The organism is Micromonospora sp. NPDC049107 (assembly GCF_040648595.1).
Taxonomy (GTDB): domain Bacteria; phylum Actinomycetota; class Actinomycetes; order Mycobacteriales; family Micromonosporaceae; genus Micromonospora.
Genome location: NZ_JBEZEC010000002.1, coordinates 558,910 through 577,244 on the forward strand (window position 1 = coordinate 558,910; position 18,335 = coordinate 577,244).

Sequence of the window (18,335 nt, forward strand, 5' to 3'; positions counted from 1 at the left end):
GTCGGTGGTGCGCAAATAGCGCTTCCCTGCGATGCGAAACAGGTGACATGGAACGTCGAGGACACCCGCTTCGCGCCACGCTCGCCAGGCACGAGGAAGTTAGATGTCATCGAGTGTCGATTCCTCAGTCTTTGCGTTTCGTACAAGCTCCACGACCTCTGGTCCGACAGGCAGCCGGTCCAGTGCCGGTTTCACGGCCCACCCAAGCAATTCCTCGACTGCCCAGTGAGAGGAGGGAAGGGTATCTAGGGCGAGGTCGAGTGAGACCGAGATATCCTCGTTTTCCAGCGCGTTGACCAGGGCCGTCGGGTCGCCGGCCCTCGCTTTCAACAAAACCGCGATGCTGGAGTGTCCGTCGTCGACGGGCTCGAAGATCGATCCAGCTACGACGGTCAGGCCATCGCGCAAAGTTTCGAGCATGGACCCGTCAAGCCCAGTGGCTTCCGCCAATCTAGCCAAATGATCAACCACGTCTTTGCCTCTACGGGTGCTCGGGCTCCGGGCAGCATCGTTCATGTAGATCTTCAGCCACTCCGAGACAGCTCGCTCCTCGATGGCCGACAGGTTGATCTTCTCCATGGCCAGACGGATGCCGACCTGCGGCTCGCGGCTGCCGGTCATCGACTGCATACGCCGCAAAACAAGGCTTGCTGCTGCCCTGCTAGCCGCGCTACCGGGGGCCGCGGACTTCAGCAGGTCGTAGATCGTTTCCCGATGGCGGGTCCGAGCCAAGCTCGAGACCGCCTTGGCTATCTGGTCGAGCCCGACCACTGGCGGACGGTTGAGAATGGCGAACACTCGCTGAACGAGGGCTCTTTCAAAGTTCGGCCGGGCGACCGCAAGGTTGTCTGCGATGATGTCCGCCGCCAGCAAGGGCGCCGTCGGATACCGCCCACCGAACCGACGCGGCTCGTTATCGAGGTCACGCAGGAGCCTGATGATCAACTTCTCGAATCGTTCCGACGTTAGCAGTAGGTGCCCGGCGGCCAGCAACCAGGTGTTGCGCCAATGCGGACTGTGTCCAACAAGGCGGAGCCGGCCGAGCACGTCACTGTCTTCACCTTCAGTGAGCGCACGCGCCGCCATAAGCTCTTGCAGACTCCGGATCTCGAAACCCACGCCACCGTCACGTGGGGTAAGTAGGACGAGCCTCCTCGTCGCCGCATCCACGAGTTGCTCGGCGATACTTTCGGCGTCACGGGCGGCGAAGCCGCGCTCCAGCAACTGTTGCCGGGCCAGCTTCCGGAGATCTTCGGGCTGCATCGAGGCTTCTGCTCCCTCGGCCACCTCGGATTCGGCCTGCAGGACGAGCCCGACCTGTTCGTGGAGGCGGTCGATGCGCGGACGGTTCTCTACAATGAATCGGGCGATCGCAATCTCTTTGCCCCCCTCTCGATCACACATCGTCGAGTAGTAGAGATTGAACAGGGTGAACCGGTCGGGTGGAAGGTTCGGGTACTTCTCCACGATGAACGACATGATCGTCACCTGAAGAGGTGTCTCCATCAACCTGGCGGAGACTGGGTCCCGCGACGCCTCTGCCATCCGGTCGGCGACCTTGACGCGCATTTCATCATCGTTAACAAATCGCTTGTTGGTGATCTGCAATGAAAACTCGGCTGCCTCCCTGGCAGACAAACGCTGCAGGTACAGATGCTGATAACGGTCCGGAGCGAACCGTTCGTCGTAGCCGGTGGGACGGGTGGTGATTACAACCAGCAGGTCGGCGTCCAAGTCTTCTGCGGTGGTAAGCAGGTTCTCGATCTGCTGATAAAGCATCCGCCGCGCGGCAGCCGAGGGTACTTCGTCAAGACCGTCGAGGATAAGCGCCCAGGGCCACGCTTTCAGCCACTCCCGGAGGTGGCCAGGCTGGATGTCTTGCTCAGTCCGCTTCTGGATCATTTTTGAGATCCACCGAAGCAGCGTCGTCTCACTGCCGGTGCTCAGCTCCTCCGCGTACTTCGCGAGATCCACCCTGACAGGCCATCGACGGTTCCTGGGAGCCGCGAGTCCAAGCCGATCAAGCGCTGCGGCAGTGCCCTTGACGACCTCATCGGTGCTCGGTCCGAGGCTAACCTCGGTGAGCATCGCAACGCGATATGCCTGCGCAATGAGCTGGCTGAGCGTCGACTTGCCCTGGCCCGGACCACCCACGATGACCACGTTCGGACGTTCGATTCGGTCGGCCTGCCGCTGGCGAAGATTAGTCTCGCCAAGATCCAGAATGTGACGCACTGCCCTTAACGACGTGCCCTCATCCCCGTCGAGGCGGGCCGGTACATCGATCGCGATCTCATCGAGCCAAAGGGTTGCGTCGCCGGGGCCGCCAGCCTGGCCAAGGCGGATATACCGGTCGAGCTTGAGCGAGCGCAACATCTCCTCGCGCAGCGGGTCCCTCAGATCCATGCTGCCGAGCGGCATGTTGTCGGATCCGAGCAACGCTAAGACGTCACCCACGGTGAGAAGTCCCGGGTATGCCCAGCGCACATCCTGGTGGGCATCGATCATCGACCGAACCTGCTCCGCGTGCCAGATCATGAAGCCCTTGACGCGCAGGCCCGCCTTGACAGTCTCTTTTTCCTTCAGCTTCCCGCTCACGAATGTGTGCAGCGTGTCAATGCCACCCGTCTTGGCGACCGGGGACAGATCGATGTTGGTGACGAAGATCAGATAGTCGGGCAGGCGTGATCGGGTGCGGCCCTTGGCGGCCTTGACCCAGCTAGCGATCTCGCGGCTGATCTCACCTTGGAGCCAGAGCGCGTTGTCACGCGGCTCCGCCTTCGGCTTGATCTGAAACTTCGACTGCAGCACCGTGTAGCCGGTCCAAGAATCGGCCTGGTCGCTCACGCCCGCTGACGTGGCCGACCAGTTGATCGTCCCGTCGAAAGTTGCTTCACGACCGCCATCAGGTCCATCGCCGAAAACCCGGACACCCGGCCCGATCTCGAGACGCCCCAACGCCACGATCATCTGCTCGAAGGCTCGTGACCCGAGGCGGTTCAAGTCATAGTCCGGCATCGGGTCGTCCCCATCGTCTGCGGCTGCCTTGCCACTACACCGGCCGGTTGGCGATGAGCCGACCCTCCATAGCCCTCGATCGGCCTGAGCTTACGCGTCTGCGCGCCCGCGCTGTCAGCGGCGCCCACTGTCAGGTCGCCGCCTCGTCCTACCTACCCCAGATAGGGGAAGGCGGGACCACACGTCCTCGACGTGGTGGGCCCAGCGGCGGTCGACGGGGTTTACCTCCTTCACCGCGAACGACCCCTGATCGGTGTCGAGCCGGTACATCCGGTTGGCGAACCCACCGTGGGTGCGGACATCGTCCCGATCGGCGCGCCGAGATGCGAGAGGTTGGAGGAGCCCGGTTGGTGCCGATGACGGCCAGTGGCGACCGGTGAGCTTGGCGCGATCGGCGGCATGGGCGCGTTTGTCCCCGGCGACGGCGGGGATCATCGCGCCGCACTCGCGGCCGTCGAGCTTGCGCAGCCGGGTGTTGGCGTCCCCGCTTACGGCGGTGACGCGCAGATGTGGCCACCCTGCGGTGAGCTGGGCGCGGCGACGCGGAGAGTTGGTCGCCACGATCGCGTCGGTGGGCAGGTCGTCGAGGCATATGGCGGGACACGACCGCATCGTGTACGTCCTCGCGCGGCAGATACGCGGCGATGATCAGACCTTCGGGCAGGGCGACATCGCCGGGGAGGTGCTTGAGGCAGCGCACGGCGATCGTGACCTCCCCGGCGAGCTATGCCCGGTCCAGCTCCCGGGCTGCACCGCATCGGCCAGGCAGCCCGGATCGCCGCCGTGCTGCCGGTCGAGGACATGCTGCCCGCTGTCGGCGCCGGCACGATCGTGATCACCACCCGCACCGCCGGACACCGCGACCACCGAACTCATCGCCCGGCTCAACCACCCGCTCACCGCCCTCGCGGCAACCGCCGAACGCGCCAAGCGGCGTACCCTGAGCGGACACTGCCACAGTCCGATCGGCAGCTCGCCCAGGTCGGGCCGGACCAGACGGTATGGCTGCTTGCAGCCGTCGACAGTCCCGATGGCTCCGAGCAGGTGACCGCCACCGAGTAGGGTCTGGCTGCGGAAGCCACAGACGTGGCTACCCGGGTCGGCGGCAAATTCCTTTCCGCGAGCGCACGGGAGCTAATCAACTCTGCCGTCGCTCGCTGACCACCCGCGTTGCGACAGTCGTTGCGTATCTCAGGCCGCTGCTCCGGCAATAGTTCATCGCGTGAGAGCAACCGCATGTTCGACGGGCAACAGCGGGTGCGGTTCTCCGGTTAGCACCGTCAGCGCTAGGACCACTTCGTAGAGTTCGGCCCGGACGTAGGTGGCGGTGCTCCCGTTGTCGGCCCGGTTGTTGTGCCCGGCATAGGCGCGTGCGACGGCGTACCCGAAGGCCCGCTCGACCCAGGTGAGGGTGGTGTAGCGCAGCCAATGGGTGCTCACCTGTTGGGCGGTGACCCATGGCAGGTTCTCGCCGATCCGCTTCCAAAGGTGGTCGTAGCGGCGGTAGCTGATGGGCCGGCCGTGTCGGTAGCGCAGCAGTTGGCCGGTGCTGTGTGGATCGCCATCGCCGCGTTGCTGCCAGTGCGCGAGGAGGTGACGCATCAGTGTTGGTGAGATCGGTTGCCAGCGTTCGGTTTCGTCTTTCTCCCGTAGCCGGACCAGGCACTGATCGGGGTCGAGATCGTAGCGCCGCATGGACAGAGCGCCTCCTCGGCGGCATGCGGTTTCCACGTGCAGCCTGATGAGCAAGCCGTCGAGATCGTGGTCGTTTCCGGTGGTGACAGCGATCTCGTTGATCTGCATCAGCTGGTGGTCCAGCAGTGCGCGGCGTGAGTTGCTCAGCCTTCGTGGCTTGACTGCCTTTGCCGCAGGATTTTTGTTCTCATCTATGAGTTCATCAGCTACAGCGAGGCGGTACAGGCAGCGGAATGCGCCGATCATGTGCTCGCCGGCAACTCTGCCGCCTCGGGCGTTACGCCGTACTACGGCTTGACTGCGCGCCTGCTCGGCGAACCGCTGGATCTCCAGGCCGGTTGGCTCGTCTATGAGCCGCTGGCCCCACTCCTTGCGGATCTTCTTGAAGTACGGCTGGTAGACCTTCAACGCTCCGACGCTAATAGCCGCAGACGCGCGATCGATGAACGTGTCGAACGTCGGCATCGCCACTTCAGGGCCTGGTGTGCTCAGCAGCTGTTCGGCCGTCACACCAAGCCGGTCCAGAAGAAGGCGGGCGGCGTCGAGCTCGCCCGATGAAGGCGGGTTGGTGCTCATCGTGTTTCCTGTTCGGTGATGCCTGCGTGGAGCGCGGTGACCATTCGGTCGATCGCCGAGGCGAGGTAGGCCAGGAGGATGTCGTCATGGACCAAGGCAAGAAGCAGCAGCCGGTCGCCTGCGCTCAGGCGTAGCCGGTGACGCACCCGTGCGGGGAGGCGAAGGTGACCTCGTCCAGAAACCGCGTCTGACCCGCTACGGCGGATGATGACGATCCCCGCTTCCGGGAGTGTCGAGATTGACACCGTTGTCCCGGGAGCCCAGCCGAGTTCCTTGACCGCTGCCCGGTCCGTCAGCGTCCCGCGGTCATCTATCGACGACGTGGCCGTGAAGCTCGTCCGGTCGCGAGACCCGCTGAACAGCTCAACCAGAGGCAGCGGCTGGCGAGCTGCCAGGTGTCCGCGCAGGTCCCCATCCGCTCGGCCAGGGTCCACAGAACCGTTGGGCGACAGCAGCCCTCGATGCATCAGCGCGTGGGATGGCGGTGTTGACGGCATCGCGATCTTGTCACGCGGCCGCATCAGTGCCCCGCCCTTCGATTGCCCGCGCGTAGCGCTCGCGCAGAAACTCTTGAACGTCGCGCGGGTCGTAGCGGCGGCTGCCGTTGAGCTTGTACGAGCGCGGGCCGATGCCCTTGCTGACCCAGACGTAGAGGGTGCCGGGTGTGACCTTGAGGAACCAGGCGGTCTTCCTATGGGTCCACAAGTCGGTGACCTCGGGCAGCCGGCCGATGTCTTGCATCACGATCACGTCCTTCCCGTCCAAGCCCCGGGAGGCCCTTGGGTCAGCCTCGGTACGGGTGACGAGAACTGTGCAGGCCAACCGCATTTTGCGTCAACAGACTGGCTATGATGTGTGAAGATCACACATTGGCAAGTCGGGCAGGCGGTATCAGGTGACGGCAGACGGGCAGCTTTCGGTACGCGATGTGGTCAGCTACCGGGTACAGCAACTACGCAAACGCCGGGGCCTGACGGCCCAGAAGCTGGCCGACCGGTGCAAGGAGATTGGCGCTGCGCACATCACTCGCGACTTCCTGACAAGTCTGGAGACCCGCCGTCGCGGAGTCTCCGTCAATGACGTGATCGTGCTGGCATACGCGCTCGATGTCGCGCCCCTGGCGCTCCTTGCCCTGGACGCCCAGCGGAACGAGACCGTCACGGTGACCGCTGGCGTTGAGGTTCGCGATCCCGAGGAATGGCGCAACTGGCTGGTCGGTGACGCCGCGCTGGAAGGCTCCGATCCCCGGCTCTTCTACGGCGCGGCGCTGGAGACCATGGAGGCCCCGGGCGGCCAGGCGATGGCGGCCTACGTGCGGGCACTGGTCGCCGACCGGCAACGCGAACTGCTAGAGGTCTACAACAAGCAGGCGCTCGACCTTCTGGAGCGCACCCGGCGCCAGACCCTCGCACTCGTCGACGACGTGAGTGCTGAGGTCACGAGCGGTGCGCCCAAGGAACAGATCCTCGAACGCCTTGCCCGAATCCGCGCCAACATCGTGCGTGATCAATCGAGACCATCCTGAAACGACGTGCGGTAGCCGCGCCACGGTGGGGCTGGGACGAGCCCTGACGTGTTTCCCGCGGAGTCGCGGCTTCGATTCTCCAGAGGGGTACCTAGGGGTCCGCGAATCGCCTCTTGCAGCGTGCCTGTGATGGGGATTCGGCACGGTCCCGGCCGGTCGTGCCGTCGTCAAGCCGCCCGCCGACGCCCCACGTTCGGATCTGGGCCGCCCGGCTTGCTGCGCCGCGCCGGGGCGCTTCGCTCGGCCACAGATCCTCGGCGCGGGGGCTGCCGGTCTGGCTTGACCCCGGCGGCGCCCGGCCGGGCCTGTCGTGCTCGTCCCCATCCCGACGGCACGCCCAACGGCGGTCGCCGGGATCACCCGAACGTTGGGAGCCGAGCGATGTCCACCGATGATCACGTTTTCCGAAGCGTTCGAGCGGCGCTGTCGCTGTACGTGGGCGGTGCCCTGCCCGAAGACCTGCACGGGACCGCCGAAGCCCATGGTCTACCAACAGACGGGTGGGTCTTCCCGGCGGAGTCAGCCACGATCTCGGACGCCGGCCGTGATCTGCCGACCGATCTCCTCACCCTCGGTGGGCTTCTGCTCGATCAGGCGCGACAGGCCGGGGTCACGCAGTTGGTGCCCGGTGACCCTGGTTGGCCGGCTGGCACCGGCTGCGATCTGCTGCCGTGCTTGTGGGTGATAGGTGATGCTGACGTCGCCGGTCTGCTGCGCGAGGCGATCACGGTCACCGGCGCGGCGGGTGGGACGGCGTACGGCAAGCAGGCCGCGACCGACATGGCCTACGCCCTCGCGACCTACGGCTGGACCGTCACGGCCGGCGCCGCCGCTGGTATCGACGCTCACGCCGCGCTGGCCGCGCGTGCCGCCGGACGCCCCGTGCTGCTGGTCGCGGCCAATGGCCTGGACCAGCCCCACCCTGCCGAGTTGGCCGCGCTGCTCCAGGATGTTGCGGAGCACGGTGCGGTGGTCACCGCGTTCCCGCCGGGATGCCCGCGAAGTCGGGCGCGGTGGGCGGTGCAGGAGCGGCTCCTCGGCTCGATCACCAGGGCCACGGTGGTCGTCGAGGCCAGGGTCACCAGCCGGGCGTTGCTGACCGCCCAGGCCGCGGCCCAGACCGGTCGGATCGTCTGCGCGGTACCGGGCCCCATCACGTCCGCATGGTCGGCGGGCTGTCACCGGTTGATCGCCGGTGGCAGCGCCCGGTTGGTCATCCTCGCCGCCGATGTCATCGCGGCCATCGACCCGCCGGTTGTCCCCGACAACTCGGAGCAGCCGTTGTTTCAGATCACCGGTACCGCGTCGTGGGATGAGGGCCGTTGGCACAGCCGGCAGGTGCCGGAGTTCCTTGTCCGGGCCGCATCGCACCGAGACGCCGCCGACCGCGGGTTCGAGGTGGTCTTCGCGGCGAACCCACACGCGTACGCGACCTTCGACGCTGGGGTCGTCGGACCCGGCGGGGTGTACCAGGCAATCCAGATCACCACCGGCTGACCACCACGCGCATCCCGCGCGCCTCCCAAAGGTGGCAGGCCAACGATGCCTCCCACCTCGCCCGTCCTTCCCCCCGGAGGAGAGCGGCCTGCCGGCCGCGCGGTGACAGTGCCCTGCGCCCCGGACCGGTCACCACCTCCCGGCCTCGCGAACACCCCTCGAATCACAGCCCTCACAGGAGGAATCCGTGTTCCTGCCCGATATCAACGAGTTGCAAGACCTGCTCACTCCGCTGTTCCAGGCGATGGAATGGGCGGAGGAAGAGATCGAAGCGGCGCGACGCAGACACCGCTACGCCGCCGACCGTATCTGGGACAGTTTCCTGCTGCTCACGCCGACACACGACCTGATGAGCCGTTCGGAGGCTGTGTACCGGTCGCATTGCCGGGAACTGCTCGACCGGGTAGCAAGGCGGGAAGACACCCGATCGGGCACCGCCGCTGAGTGCTGCATCGCCCTGTGCGAAACCAGCCTGCGGGCACCGCTGCACACCAGCGCCGCTGGCCTCTACGCCCGCATGTGGACACTCGCCCAACTGCCGCCGATCGAGATGACCGACAGCGGCGTGCACTACGAAGCCCTGGAAGGCTCGTCGATCGACCAGCAGGAAGCATGGCTTCGCCAAAAGCTGCGCCAGCAGTCGCGGATAACAGCCACCAGCAGTGCCGCCGGAGCCGTGCCACGTGAGGCAGCAGCGGCCTGACGAGCCTTGTCGTCACGGCCCCTTCACTCTGATTACCGTCTTTGCGCGGCGTACGGGAACTGATTACCCGATGACCTCGAAGGTCCGCAGCGCGACTCGCAAGCCGTGTGACTGGCCCGTCCGCCGGAGCGCCATAGCCCATTCGGCACCACGAAGATCCGTCGCGGTTCGCCGCGTCCCGATCGCTGTTCCTCAGCCCGCCTGATGGCGGGCTTTTTGCGTTTCTGGGAGACCCCTCATGTCCGCTACCGCCATCGCCGTCATCGCGGCCATCGCCACCGCCGAAGTCCTCCAAGCCGTCGCTGTCGGCCTCAAACTGCGGCACCTGCACACGCGTATCGCGACCATCGCCGCGACCGCCGGCCGGGACTACCTCACCGGCATCGCCGGACGGCGCGGCCTGCACGACGCCCACCGCGACATGACCATCGCCGGCACCCCGCCCGGGGTCCTGCTCCTCGATTTGACCCTGTTCAAGGACGTCAACGACACCGGCGACGACCTCCTGTCCGCCGTCGCTGCCCGCCTGCACACCGTCGCCACCGCCCTGCACGGGCTCGCCGGGCGTCTCGGCGGCGACGAGTTCGTCCTACTCCTCCCGCACGCCACCACCAGCCCGCAACTCCTGGACGCCGCCGCCTCGGTCCAGCAAGCCCTCGCCGAACCCATCACCATCGACGGGGCACCCGAGCCGCTACAGGTGACCTGCGTGATCGGGTTGGCCCCGCCAACCGCGACACCCGTTCCGGGCACACCGTTCCGGGCCGCCGACATCGCCCTCTACCACGCCCGCCACCACCGGCAGACCCACGCCGTTTACCACCCGGGCATGACCTACCCCACCGCCGCCGACCGGCACGGTGCCCGCCTGCGTGACCAGCGACCCGCGCCGCCCGTCGCCGTCTTCGACACCACCAGGTTTCAGCACCTGGCCGCCGGGGATGTCTCCAGCGCCATCGCGCACCCGGACGACATCGCCGAGCTGAACGGCATCCTGGAGGTACTCGACCCGGGCAGTCGTGACTTCGGCACCGACGTCCACGACCTGCTCGCCCGATGCGTCGACCACGGCGCAATGCGCTACCGGGACCCGATCAGCGACGTCAGCGTCCACCCGACCACCGTTGGTGAGGCCCGTGATGGTGGGTTCCTCCTCCTGGTCCGCATCGACAACGCGGTCACCGTCGCCTCCGACCAGATCCACCCACGCATGTTCCACCAGCGCCCGCGTCCGGCGGACCTCGTGCTCACGGAGATCGCGGAGACCGTCTGCCGGGTCTATGACACCTACCGTGCCTACACGTTCACCCCGCGGTGACCGCGATGAGCGACACCGCGCTGCCACACCTGACGGCGTGGTGCCAGCGGTGGCACCAGGGCCGCCACAGTTGGGTCCACCGCCGCCACGGTGGCTTCAACGCCCGCCGCTACCACACCGTCGAGTTACCCGAAGCCGAGGCGAAACGCTACGTCCTTCGGCATCATTACGCCCACAGTTGGCCATCGGCGCGGATGCGGTTCGGCATGGTCGACCGACACGACGGCAGCCTGTGCGGGGTGCTGGTCCTCGGCGTTCCCGTGCACCAGCACGTCCTGACCCGCCCGTTCCCAGACCTCGAGCCCTACACCGAATCATTGGATCTTGCGCGGCTCGTCCTAGGTGATGTGCCCGCGAACGGCGAATCGTGGTTCACCACAGCCGCTCTACGAATGGCGGCCGAACGCGGAGCACGCGGAGTGGTCGCGTTCGCCGACCCCATCCCTCGGATCCAGCATACGCCCGACGGTCCCGTGACCATCAGCCCCGGGCACGCCGGCACGATCTACCAGGCATGTTCGGCGATCTACACCGGCCTGGCCACACCCCGATCGCTGATCATGCTCCCGAACGCCACCGTTCTCAACGCACGGGCGGTCGCCAAGCTCGTCGGGAATGAGCGTGGTGCGCGCGGTGTCGTCGCCCGCCTGCTAGTGCGTTGACCACGAACGTTCACCGGGTCGGCGACACACCGGGACATGTCCGCCGGTAGCTGCTGATCAAGGCTCACTCTCAACGCGGTGATGTTGGTTGTTGAGAGTGAGGTGACGGGTTGGCCGAGCCGGTCAGGGCACGGCGGTTGACGCAGGACGAGGGCCGCAAGCTGCAGCAACTCGTCCGTAGAGGCAAGCACGACTCGGTCCGGGTGCGTCGGGCGTTGATCATCATGGCGTCGGCGTCAGGAACACCGGTCCCGGCGATCGCTGCGCTGATCGCTGGGCATGAGGACACCGTCCGCGACGTGATCCACGCGTTCAACGAGATCGGTCTTCGCGCACTCGACCCTCAGTGGGCGGGAGGCCGTCCCCGCCGGATCAGTGACGACGATGAGGCGTTCATCGTCGCGACGGCCAAGGGCCGCCCGGACGGTCATCGTCGGCCGGGAACGGCTGCGGCAGATCCTGCGCCGTAACGACGTCAGCTGGCAGCGGACCCGCACCTGGAAGGAATCGAAGGACCCGGACTTCGACGCCAAACTCGACCGAATCGAGGAAGTGACGAGCAAGTTCCCGGCCCGCTGTTTCGCGTTCGACCAGTTCGGGCCGTTGTCGGTCCGTCCGCACCACGGCCGAGGCTGGGCACCGCAGTCGCACCCGGAGCGGCTGCCCGCGACGTATCACCGCACGCACGGCATCCGCTACTTCCACGGCTGCTACAGCCTCGGCGACGACCAGCTCTGGGGAGTGAACCGGCGACGCAAAGGCGCAGATCACACCTTGTCCGCGCTGAAATCGATCCGCAAAACGCGGCCGGACGGCGCCCCGATCTAAGTCATCAAGGACAACCTGTCCACGAACAAAACGCCGGCCATCCGAGCCTGGGCAGCTCGCAACAAGGTCGAGCTGTGCCTGACCCCCACCAGCGCGTCCTGGGCGAACCCGATCGAGGCGCAGTTCGGGCCGCTACGCATGTTCACGATGGCGAACTCGAACCACCCGAACCACACCGTCCCGGCCCGCAAGCTGCAGCAATATCTGCTCTGGCGCAACGCCAACACCCGCCACCCTGACGTCCTGACCGCGCAACGCCGCGAACGAGCCCGCGTCCGCAGCGAACGCCAGCAACACGGGGGACGCCCCCGAGCCAAGGCCGCTTGACCAGTCAGACCCGGTGAACGTTCACGGCCAACACACTAGATGGGGCCGGATACGGTGGGCTGGTGCGGCGATGGATGGCAGTGGGCGCGGCTCTGGCGCTGTGCGTGGCAGGTGTGGCCGGCTGTACGAGCGACGCGGAGAAGGCGGCCGGGGCCAAGAAGCAGGTTCTGGCCGCGGTCAAGGGCCTGGCCGGGGTGGAGAGTCTGGACGTCCGGACCGGCAAGGCTCGGGACGGGATCCTGGTGCACGCCGACGTGGCGATCCGCCCCGCCACCGGGAACGTCGCCACTGCGGTGAAACAGCTGCGGGCGGCGCTGATGCGGGCCGACGGCGTCAGCGCGCTCACGTTGATGCTGGTGGTGCGGCGCGGGAGCGCCGAGCACGACGGGCGGTGGTACGACGGCACGGCCGCGCGCGACGCCTTCGACCGGCAGGCTGACATGTGGGGGCAGACCATCGACTCCGGCAGCTTTCACCGGGTGCTGGCGATGCAGCAGTCCACGACCCAGTTCATGGTTTCCGTCCAGGGGTGGGACGGCGCCGCCGCCGCCCGCCCGGCCGCCACCGCGGTATACCGGAACCTCGTCGCGGCCGGGGCCGCCGCTGGGATGACGGCCGACCGGCTGACCCTCAGCGCCCACCCCACCGAGCAGATGCAGGTGGACAGCAACGGCGGCGCCGCCCTGACCGAGCCGGTCCTGGTCGCGGCGGACCAGCTCGCGAAGCTCGACGGCGTCACGGCGGTGACCGCCTCGGGCGGCCCGTCGGCGCCGCGCCTACGGTTCCGGGTCTATCCCAGGGGGACTTCGCTGACCTCCGCGCAACGGGATCGGGTGCTCGGCACGCTGCGGTCGGCCGGGGTGCTCACCGCGGACCTGCAGGTGCGCGCGGGCAACGGGCCGGTCATCTGGCCCTAGTGTGTTGGCCGTGAACGTTCACCGGGTCTGACTGGTCAAGCGGCCTTGGCTCGGGGGCGTCCCCCGTGTTGCTGGCGTTCGCTGCGGACGCGGGCTCGTTCGCGGCGTTGCGCGGTCAGGACGTCAGGGTGGCGGGTGTTGGCGTTGCGCCAGAGCAGATATTGCTGCAGCTTGCGGCCCTCGTCCTGCGTCAACCGCCGTGCCCTGACCGGCTCGGCCAACCCGTCACCTCACTCTCAACAACCAACATCACCGCGTTGAGAGTGAGCCTTGATCAGCAGCTACCGGCGGACATGTCCCGGTGTGTCGCCGACCCGGTGAACGTTCGTGGTCAACGCACTAGCTCTCGGCGCACCACCTCCCACCGAGGACCAACCTCCGCGCCGGTGGCTCACCATGACGCTCGCCGTCATCGGGGCCACGACCGTCCGGCATCCGGGTAACCACCGGTACCTGATGCGGCTGGGCTCACCGGCCCAGCGGCGGCGTACTCGTATCGACCTGTCCGCCCACCGTTACCCCAAGCGTCACCGGCCGGGCCGACAGATCCGGACTGCCTTGCCGCGTTGGGTCCGGCGCCCATTGTCGGTCGGCGCTGAAAACACCGAACCTGCCGAGATCACCGGCGGCCGGGTGCGAAGGCAGGCCCGCGCTGTTTGCTTTCCGCGTCGACGGCCCTCGCAACCCTGCGGTGACGCCCTCGCTGGACGGCTCCTAGCTGTGACACCGGAGCTACCCGAACGTTTTAGGAGTTGCGAACCATGTACGACGACGGCATCGACGACATCGAGTTCCCGCAGGCCGTGTGCATTAACACCCAGCCGCACGCGAAGCACCGGATCGCCGGAACGTGGCGCGATCAGTGTCCCGGCCTCGAAGAGGAGGTGCGCGACATTCCCGCCACGGCGCAGGAACGCGACGTACCCGCGTTCACGCCCATCCGCGTGGACCAGGCCGACCCGGGGGCGGTCGTCCTCGGCACCGTCGACCACGCGGGAATGGTCCACACTTTCTACTGCGAGCGGGGGCCATACGCCGGCCTCACCCGCACGCTCGCCACCCGCCACGCCGGCACAGCCGGCTGGTGGCGGCTCACCTTCAACGACGGATACCAGAGCGAACACCTCGGGTTCGAGCTACTCGCCGTCACCGGGCAGGCCCCGGCCGGAACCGTGACGGACCAGACCGCCACCGACAACGATGACCAGGAACGGGGGACGGTGCTGTGAACGTTCAGCGCACCGCTTATCACGGTCTCAAGCGCCCGGACCGGCGTAGACGGCGTGCCTGGGTTGGGGACTCGGCACGGTCCCGGCCGGTCGGGGCCCGGCACGGCATCGATGTGCGTGATGCACACGGTGCTACTGCTCGGTTACTGTCACCGCCATGAGCGACAAGGTTCGCCAGAAACAGCAACGCGACGCCCAACTCGAGGCGGACCGGATTCGCCTTCTGCTGCGACGCCACGGCGGGCGTGACTACGACGCCTTCCACGAGGACGAGCACTACGAAGGCGGCTTCGAGATCCAGGTCGCGAAGGACGGCGGCCCGCACTACGTGGGCGGTTTCCACTACGACCCGTTCCGTGTGTGGCCGCCGTTGATGCGTCAGCACGCGAAGACGCTGACCGAGCACGGATACCAGGTGAAGGTCGTCTCTCACTACGACGACGGGGAGATTCTAGAAGTCCGAGCCCCTGCGAAGCCGCCGCGCGGCGGCTGGCTGCGGGCGCTGTTTCGGGGCTGATGCTGATTCGCGCAGCCGGATCATGCGGTGATCGCCGCGGCCCGGGTGCGCCCGACGGCGCGGAGCTCGTCGACCGGATTCGCGCCACGATCGCCCACCCGGTGCACGCCGCCGCGCTCGCGGTCGCCCTGTTCACCGGCCAGAGTCCGGACGAGGTCGGCGCCTGGCCGATCCACGCCCTCGCTGACGGGGCCGCCGTGCTGCGCTCCGCGCCACTGACCAGCCGCGCCGACTACACCGTGCCCCCGGCGGCGCGGCCGCTGCTGGCCGCGGCCCGCACCTTCGAGCAGCTGCGCGGCGCCCGCTCGTCCGGATGACTGCGACGCGCTGGCGTCGGCCAGCACTTCCGGCTTCTCGTCGCCTCCGCCGCGGCGTGCGGCATCGCGCTACCGGTACGCGGACCCGCCGACGACGGTCAGCCGTGGCACCGGCGGGCCGAGTGCTGGTGGGTCGGCACCCCGCTGCACGGACAGGACGGAACCCCACCATGACCTGGACGCTGAATTACCCGCTGATCCGAGCCCGGGCCTCCGAGATCGGCATCGCCGAGGTCACCTTCCGGCAGCTGACCGGGCTACGCCTGGCCGACCTGCACGAAACCCTCGAGCACCACCGCGACGTCTCGCTCGCCCTGCTCGCCCGCCTCGGCGAGGTCCTCGACCTCGGCATCGCCGACCTCGTGCTCGACACCGACACCACCGCGCCGGCGTCACCCGCGGCCGCGACGCCCGGCGACGCACAACTGCTGCTGGCGCTGCTGCTCAGCTACGGAGTCCTCACCGTCGACCAGCTTCTCGACCTGCTCGGCTGGACCCGCGAGCGGCTGCACACCGCGACCACCGCAGGCCAAGAACTGCTCGCCGGCGGACCGATGCGGCTGGCCGTCACCGACCAGCACCTCGCCTGCCTGATCCACCCCGGCGCGGTGCCCGACGACATCCGCGCCCGGTTCACCGACAGCCAGCGGCTACTCGCCCCGCTGACCGGCCACGAAGCCCACGAAGTTCTGCGCCTGGTCCACGAGCACGTGCTGCGCCCCTTCGGCGACCAGCACGGCAACGGCCCGGCCGACCTGCTCAGCGCGCTCGCCGACCGCGACCTGGTCACCGACGTGGTCCCCGACGTCGACCAGCCGCACCGCGTAACCGCCCGCCCGCATCCCGACGTGCTGCTCGCCCTGCGGCTCACTGAAACACCCGCAGCCGCGGACCCGGTCGACCGGTCAGGTTCTTCCTAGCCTCGCAGGGTTTGTCGTCAGCGCCACTGCCACCAGCGCTGAGGCTGATCAGCGCCCGCTTCAACTCGTTCCCTGATCGCCGCCAGCAACTCGTCCAGCAGGCGCCCGCGGATGTCGTCGGCGAACTGGGTGGCGGCCGCCGAAAGTTCGGCCGCCTGCCGGTCGGCTTCGGCCCTGAGCTCTGCGTCGTCAGGGTTACTGCCGAGTTGCTGGACCACCGCGAACCGGCTGACGCTCAAGGCCTTCTGCCGCGCCCGGAAACCGTGATCGTCGGGCAGGCTGTCGTACCAATCCACGGTCATTGCCTGCCGCCAGAACGGCAGCGCCGAGTCGGGCAGCGGCGCCAGCCGGTGCTGGTAGCGCTGCAGGCGGGATGGGGAGAACTCGACCTCGTGGAGGACTTGCTTTTCGTCGAGGTCGTCGAGCACACCGCGCAGAATTTCCAACTCGAACTGTCGCCGGCGTTCGGCAGGGATCTCCTGCCGCGCCCTGGTGGCCTCCCTTTGCGCCCGGTAGGCCAACCAGAGCGCAAGGACTCCCAGGACGCCGACCAGGAGTTGGACCCAGTCCATCCAGTCGTGAACGACGTCGACTTTCTGCACCGCTGCGGAGATCACCCGCACAGGGTAGGTGCCGACCGCTCGACCGCCATCCCGAAGTGGAGCCCTCGACAGGGTGCATTTGCGCTCGCAGCGAAGCAGACAAACCCGCCCTGGACAGCCTCCCAAACGCGGAACTGTCACACCTTGGCTCTACGCTCCAGCGCCGTGAATACCACTCTTACCGTCGCCGCAGTCGTGGTCAGCGTCGCGGCCCTGATCGTGTCCTGGGTATATGGCGCTCGAAGCGCCGCGGCCTCGCAACGATCCGCCGATGCATCGGAGACTTCCGCGGTCCACGCCAAGGCCTCCGCGGAGTCGGCCGCCAAGGTCGCGCAGGTCGAACTCGACCGCGATCATGAGTTCTACCGTCCGGGCGACCCGGACGCGACTTTCGTCATCGAGCGCAACCCTCGCACCGGTGAGGAAAACCTGTTCTTCACCTTCATCCCGAAGCACTCGTATCGGATCCTCGGCGACACGGTGCAAGGCAACAGCAGGTCAACGCTCTCAATGAACGGCATGACCCACGTCGCCGGCAAGCCGGTACGGGTGTTCGTGGACGTGCTGCGGCCGCACCGCGACACCTCTTTGGTCGAGGAACTGAAGCTGCGGTTCTACCCGCCTCATCCGGTCGACAAGGATATGGACCAGTGGACGTGCCGGTGCGGGAGACCGACGAGTTCCTCAGAAGCCGCACACTGGACCTGGACCGTCCCAGTGACGACTCCAAAGCGGGTATCGCCGCCGATTCCTGCCGCGATGCAGGACGAGAATGACCGGCTCGGCTACAACACTTTCTGATGTTCGTTCTAGCTCTTCGGCTCGGGCGAGGCGCCAGCGACGTTGACCTTGTCCCCGCCCAGTAGCGGCGCGTCCGCCGGCCCTTCAAGTGGGGGCAATCCACTTGGGGCGGTGGTCATCCCCGGCCGATCCGGGAACCACTTGATCAGCGTGTATGTGGATGTGGATGGGTTTCAACCCGTCTTCGCCCGTCTCGGCAAGGCGCTCCGAGAGGCCGACGCTGGCGCCGGCGGGGATGGCGCGGCGGCTGGCTGGCTGGCGGTGGACGACCGGTTGCGTTCCGACATGCTGAGCGAGGTCGTGGTGGTGCGCTACTCGACCGGTCCGCTGCGATCGGTCTGGCCGTTGCTGGTCCTTGTGCCGCTCGGTCAGGTCGGCGACGAGCGGATCGATCCCGAGCTGCCGACGCTGCCGATGACCGCGGTCAGCGATGGCGACGGGGTACGGGTCGAGGTTCCGGACGGCGACGTGAGGTTGACCTCGTTCGTGATGATCGACGGCACCGGACAGCGCAGGCTGCCGAGCCGGGAGCACGTGACCGAGGATGTGGTCAGGTTGACATGGAGCCTTCCGTTGCGGGGTCCGGTCGTGGCCGTCGCGATCGAGAGGAGCGGGACCGGTTTGCGGGTGGGTGCCGCTGCCGCCACTGTCGGTTGACGACAAAGGTGGTGACGTCGGCAGCCGCTATCGCTTGATCAGGCGTAGCCGTGATCCGCGCCCTCGCTACCCCCGCCGAGGTGACACACCGTAGTCGCGGGCGAGCCGCCTGGTGGGGCCAGTTCAGGCCGCCACGCCACCACCCCGACGATCTCCGGTGGGGCCAGCTTGCGCCGCCCCGGTGGGGCCGATCGAGCGAGACCGTCAGAACCACACGATGCCCCAT

Annotated in this window: 18 protein-coding genes and 3 pseudogenes; 14 read left to right on the forward strand and 7 right to left on the reverse strand. The window is 67.4% G+C overall.

Features of this window, described 5'->3' with window-relative positions:
- Positions 1-99: 99 nt before the first annotated feature.
- Positions 100-3,018, reverse strand: a complete 2,919-nt coding sequence (locus AB0B55_RS07660) for a hypothetical protein (RefSeq protein ID WP_357170997.1) — start codon at positions 3,016-3,018, stop codon at positions 100-102.
- Positions 3,019-3,132: 114 nt separating this feature from the next.
- A pseudogene (locus AB0B55_RS07665) lies at positions 3,133-3,730 on the reverse strand (hypothetical protein); the annotation flags it as partial.
- 14 nt (positions 3,731-3,744) lie between these two features.
- Here AB0B55_RS07665 and AB0B55_RS07670 point away from each other — a divergent pair.
- The gene (locus AB0B55_RS07670; protein WP_357170999.1) at positions 3,745-4,080 is read left to right on the forward strand and encodes a hypothetical protein; all 336 of its coding nucleotides are present in this window, start codon (positions 3,745-3,747) and stop codon (positions 4,078-4,080) included.
- 153 nt (positions 4,081-4,233) lie between these two features.
- Here AB0B55_RS07670 and AB0B55_RS07675 read toward each other — a convergent pair whose 3' ends face one another.
- Genes AB0B55_RS07675 through AB0B55_RS07685 form a run of 3 tightly spaced genes read right to left on the reverse strand, consistent with a single transcriptional unit; the run spans position 4,234 to position 6,030 of the window.
- The gene (locus AB0B55_RS07675; RefSeq protein ID WP_357171001.1) at positions 4,234-5,289 is read right to left on the reverse strand and encodes a site-specific integrase; all 1,056 of its coding nucleotides are present in this window, start codon (positions 5,287-5,289) and stop codon (positions 4,234-4,236) included.
- Positions 5,286-5,810: a hypothetical protein gene (locus AB0B55_RS07680; protein ID WP_357171003.1), complete on the reverse strand. Its 525-nt coding sequence runs from the start codon at positions 5,808-5,810 to the stop codon at positions 5,286-5,288. The genes AB0B55_RS07675 and AB0B55_RS07680 overlap by 4 nt, the downstream gene beginning before the upstream one ends.
- Complete coding sequence (locus AB0B55_RS07685) at positions 5,797-6,030, reverse strand: helix-turn-helix domain-containing protein (RefSeq protein WP_357171234.1); 234 nt, start codon at positions 6,028-6,030, stop codon at positions 5,797-5,799. Before AB0B55_RS07685 ends, AB0B55_RS07680 begins: the two co-directional genes overlap by 14 nt.
- 154 nt (positions 6,031-6,184) lie before the next feature.
- On the opposite strand from AB0B55_RS07685, the gene AB0B55_RS07690 reads away from it, so the two are divergent.
- The 7 genes and pseudogenes from AB0B55_RS07690 to AB0B55_RS07720 all read left to right on the forward strand — a co-directional run bounded on the left by AB0B55_RS07690 (position 6,185) and on the right by AB0B55_RS07720 (position 13,066).
- A complete protein-coding gene (locus tag AB0B55_RS07690) occupies positions 6,185-6,814 on the forward strand; it encodes a helix-turn-helix transcriptional regulator (protein ID WP_357171005.1) in 630 nt (209 codons plus the stop codon).
- A gap of 381 nt (positions 6,815-7,195) precedes the next feature.
- Positions 7,196-8,311 (forward strand): DNA-processing protein DprA, encoded by a 1,116-nt coding sequence (locus AB0B55_RS07695; RefSeq protein WP_357171007.1) that lies wholly within the window; start codon positions 7,196-7,198, stop codon positions 8,309-8,311.
- A gap of 187 nt (positions 8,312-8,498) precedes the next feature.
- Positions 8,499-9,014 (forward strand): hypothetical protein, encoded by a 516-nt coding sequence (locus tag AB0B55_RS07700; RefSeq protein WP_357171009.1) that lies wholly within the window; start codon positions 8,499-8,501, stop codon positions 9,012-9,014.
- Between the two features lie 238 nt (positions 9,015-9,252).
- Complete coding sequence (locus AB0B55_RS07705) at positions 9,253-10,332, forward strand: GGDEF domain-containing protein (RefSeq protein WP_357171011.1); 1,080 nt, start codon at positions 9,253-9,255, stop codon at positions 10,330-10,332.
- Between the two features lie 5 nt (positions 10,333-10,337).
- Positions 10,338-10,994, forward strand: coding sequence for a hypothetical protein (locus AB0B55_RS07710; protein ID WP_357171013.1), 657 nt, complete (start codon positions 10,338-10,340; stop codon positions 10,992-10,994).
- A gap of 110 nt (positions 10,995-11,104) precedes the next feature.
- Positions 11,105-12,149 (forward strand): annotated as a pseudogene (locus AB0B55_RS07715) (IS630 family transposase).
- A gap of 62 nt (positions 12,150-12,211) precedes the next feature.
- Complete coding sequence (locus AB0B55_RS07720; protein WP_357171015.1) at positions 12,212-13,066, forward strand: hypothetical protein; 855 nt, start codon at positions 12,212-12,214, stop codon at positions 13,064-13,066.
- 35 nt (positions 13,067-13,101) lie between these two features.
- On the opposite strand, the pseudogene AB0B55_RS07725 reads toward AB0B55_RS07720, so the two are convergent.
- Positions 13,102-13,242 (reverse strand): annotated as a pseudogene (locus tag AB0B55_RS07725) (IS630 family transposase); the annotation flags it as partial.
- 585 nt (positions 13,243-13,827) lie between these two features.
- Between AB0B55_RS07725 and AB0B55_RS07730 the strand changes: the two are divergent.
- The 4 genes from AB0B55_RS07730 to AB0B55_RS07745 all read left to right on the forward strand — a co-directional run bounded on the left by AB0B55_RS07730 (position 13,828) and on the right by AB0B55_RS07745 (position 16,049).
- Positions 13,828-14,295 carry a hypothetical protein gene (locus AB0B55_RS07730; RefSeq protein WP_357171017.1) on the forward strand — a complete coding sequence of 156 codons (468 nt, stop codon included), beginning with the start codon at positions 13,828-13,830 and terminating at the stop codon, positions 14,293-14,295.
- Between the two features lie 157 nt (positions 14,296-14,452).
- Positions 14,453-14,812 (forward strand): hypothetical protein, encoded by a 360-nt coding sequence (locus tag AB0B55_RS07735; protein ID WP_357171019.1) that lies wholly within the window; start codon positions 14,453-14,455, stop codon positions 14,810-14,812.
- Positions 14,812-15,129 (forward strand): hypothetical protein, encoded by a 318-nt coding sequence (locus AB0B55_RS07740; RefSeq protein WP_357171021.1) that lies wholly within the window; start codon positions 14,812-14,814, stop codon positions 15,127-15,129. Before AB0B55_RS07735 ends, AB0B55_RS07740 begins: the two co-directional genes overlap by 1 nt.
- 170 nt (positions 15,130-15,299) lie before the next feature.
- On the forward strand, positions 15,300-16,049 hold the full coding sequence (locus AB0B55_RS07745) for a hypothetical protein (protein ID WP_357171023.1): 750 nt from the start codon (positions 15,300-15,302) through the stop codon (positions 16,047-16,049).
- A gap of 17 nt (positions 16,050-16,066) precedes the next feature.
- Here the strand turns inward: AB0B55_RS07745 and AB0B55_RS07750 are convergent, their stop codons facing one another.
- Positions 16,067-16,666: a hypothetical protein gene (locus AB0B55_RS07750; protein WP_357171025.1), complete on the reverse strand. Its 600-nt coding sequence runs from the start codon at positions 16,664-16,666 to the stop codon at positions 16,067-16,069.
- A gap of 150 nt (positions 16,667-16,816) precedes the next feature.
- On the opposite strand from AB0B55_RS07750, the gene AB0B55_RS07755 reads away from it, so the two are divergent.
- Together AB0B55_RS07755 and AB0B55_RS07760 are read left to right on the forward strand one after the other, a co-directional pair.
- Positions 16,817-17,452 carry a hypothetical protein gene (locus AB0B55_RS07755; RefSeq protein WP_357171027.1) on the forward strand — a complete coding sequence of 212 codons (636 nt, stop codon included), beginning with the start codon at positions 16,817-16,819 and terminating at the stop codon, positions 17,450-17,452.
- A gap of 111 nt (positions 17,453-17,563) precedes the next feature.
- Positions 17,564-18,109 carry a hypothetical protein gene (locus AB0B55_RS07760; protein WP_357171029.1) on the forward strand — a complete coding sequence of 182 codons (546 nt, stop codon included), beginning with the start codon at positions 17,564-17,566 and terminating at the stop codon, positions 18,107-18,109.
- The last annotated feature ends 226 nt before the right edge of the window (positions 18,110-18,335 follow it).

What these genes read in the sequence shown, in the direction of transcription:
- AB0B55_RS07660 (WP_357170997.1), bottom strand. Translation starts at nt 3,018, where the DNA reads ATGCCGGACTATGACTTGAACCGCCTCGGGTCACGAGCCTTCGAGCAG.
- AB0B55_RS07670 (WP_357170999.1), top strand. Translation starts at nt 3,745, where the DNA reads ATGCCCGGTCCAGCTCCCGGGCTGCACCGCATCGGCCAGGCAGCCCGG.
- AB0B55_RS07675 (WP_357171001.1), bottom strand. Translation starts at nt 5,289, where the DNA reads ATGAGCACCAACCCGCCTTCATCGGGCGAGCTCGACGCCGCCCGCCTT.
- AB0B55_RS07680 (WP_357171003.1), bottom strand. Translation starts at nt 5,810, where the DNA reads ATGCGGCCGCGTGACAAGATCGCGATGCCGTCAACACCGCCATCCCAC.
- AB0B55_RS07685 (WP_357171234.1), bottom strand. Translation starts at nt 6,030, where the DNA reads ATGCAAGACATCGGCCGGCTGCCCGAGGTCACCGACTTGTGGACCCAT.
- AB0B55_RS07695 (WP_357171007.1), top strand. Translation starts at nt 7,196, where the DNA reads ATGTCCACCGATGATCACGTTTTCCGAAGCGTTCGAGCGGCGCTGTCG.
- AB0B55_RS07705 (WP_357171011.1), top strand. Translation starts at nt 9,253, where the DNA reads ATGTCCGCTACCGCCATCGCCGTCATCGCGGCCATCGCCACCGCCGAA.
- AB0B55_RS07710 (WP_357171013.1), top strand. Translation starts at nt 10,338, where the DNA reads ATGAGCGACACCGCGCTGCCACACCTGACGGCGTGGTGCCAGCGGTGG.
- AB0B55_RS07730 (WP_357171017.1), top strand. Translation starts at nt 13,828, where the DNA reads ATGTACGACGACGGCATCGACGACATCGAGTTCCCGCAGGCCGTGTGC.
- AB0B55_RS07735 (WP_357171019.1), top strand. Translation starts at nt 14,453, where the DNA reads ATGAGCGACAAGGTTCGCCAGAAACAGCAACGCGACGCCCAACTCGAG.
- AB0B55_RS07740 (WP_357171021.1), top strand. Translation starts at nt 14,812, where the DNA reads ATGCTGATTCGCGCAGCCGGATCATGCGGTGATCGCCGCGGCCCGGGT.
- AB0B55_RS07745 (WP_357171023.1), top strand. Translation starts at nt 15,300, where the DNA reads ATGACCTGGACGCTGAATTACCCGCTGATCCGAGCCCGGGCCTCCGAG.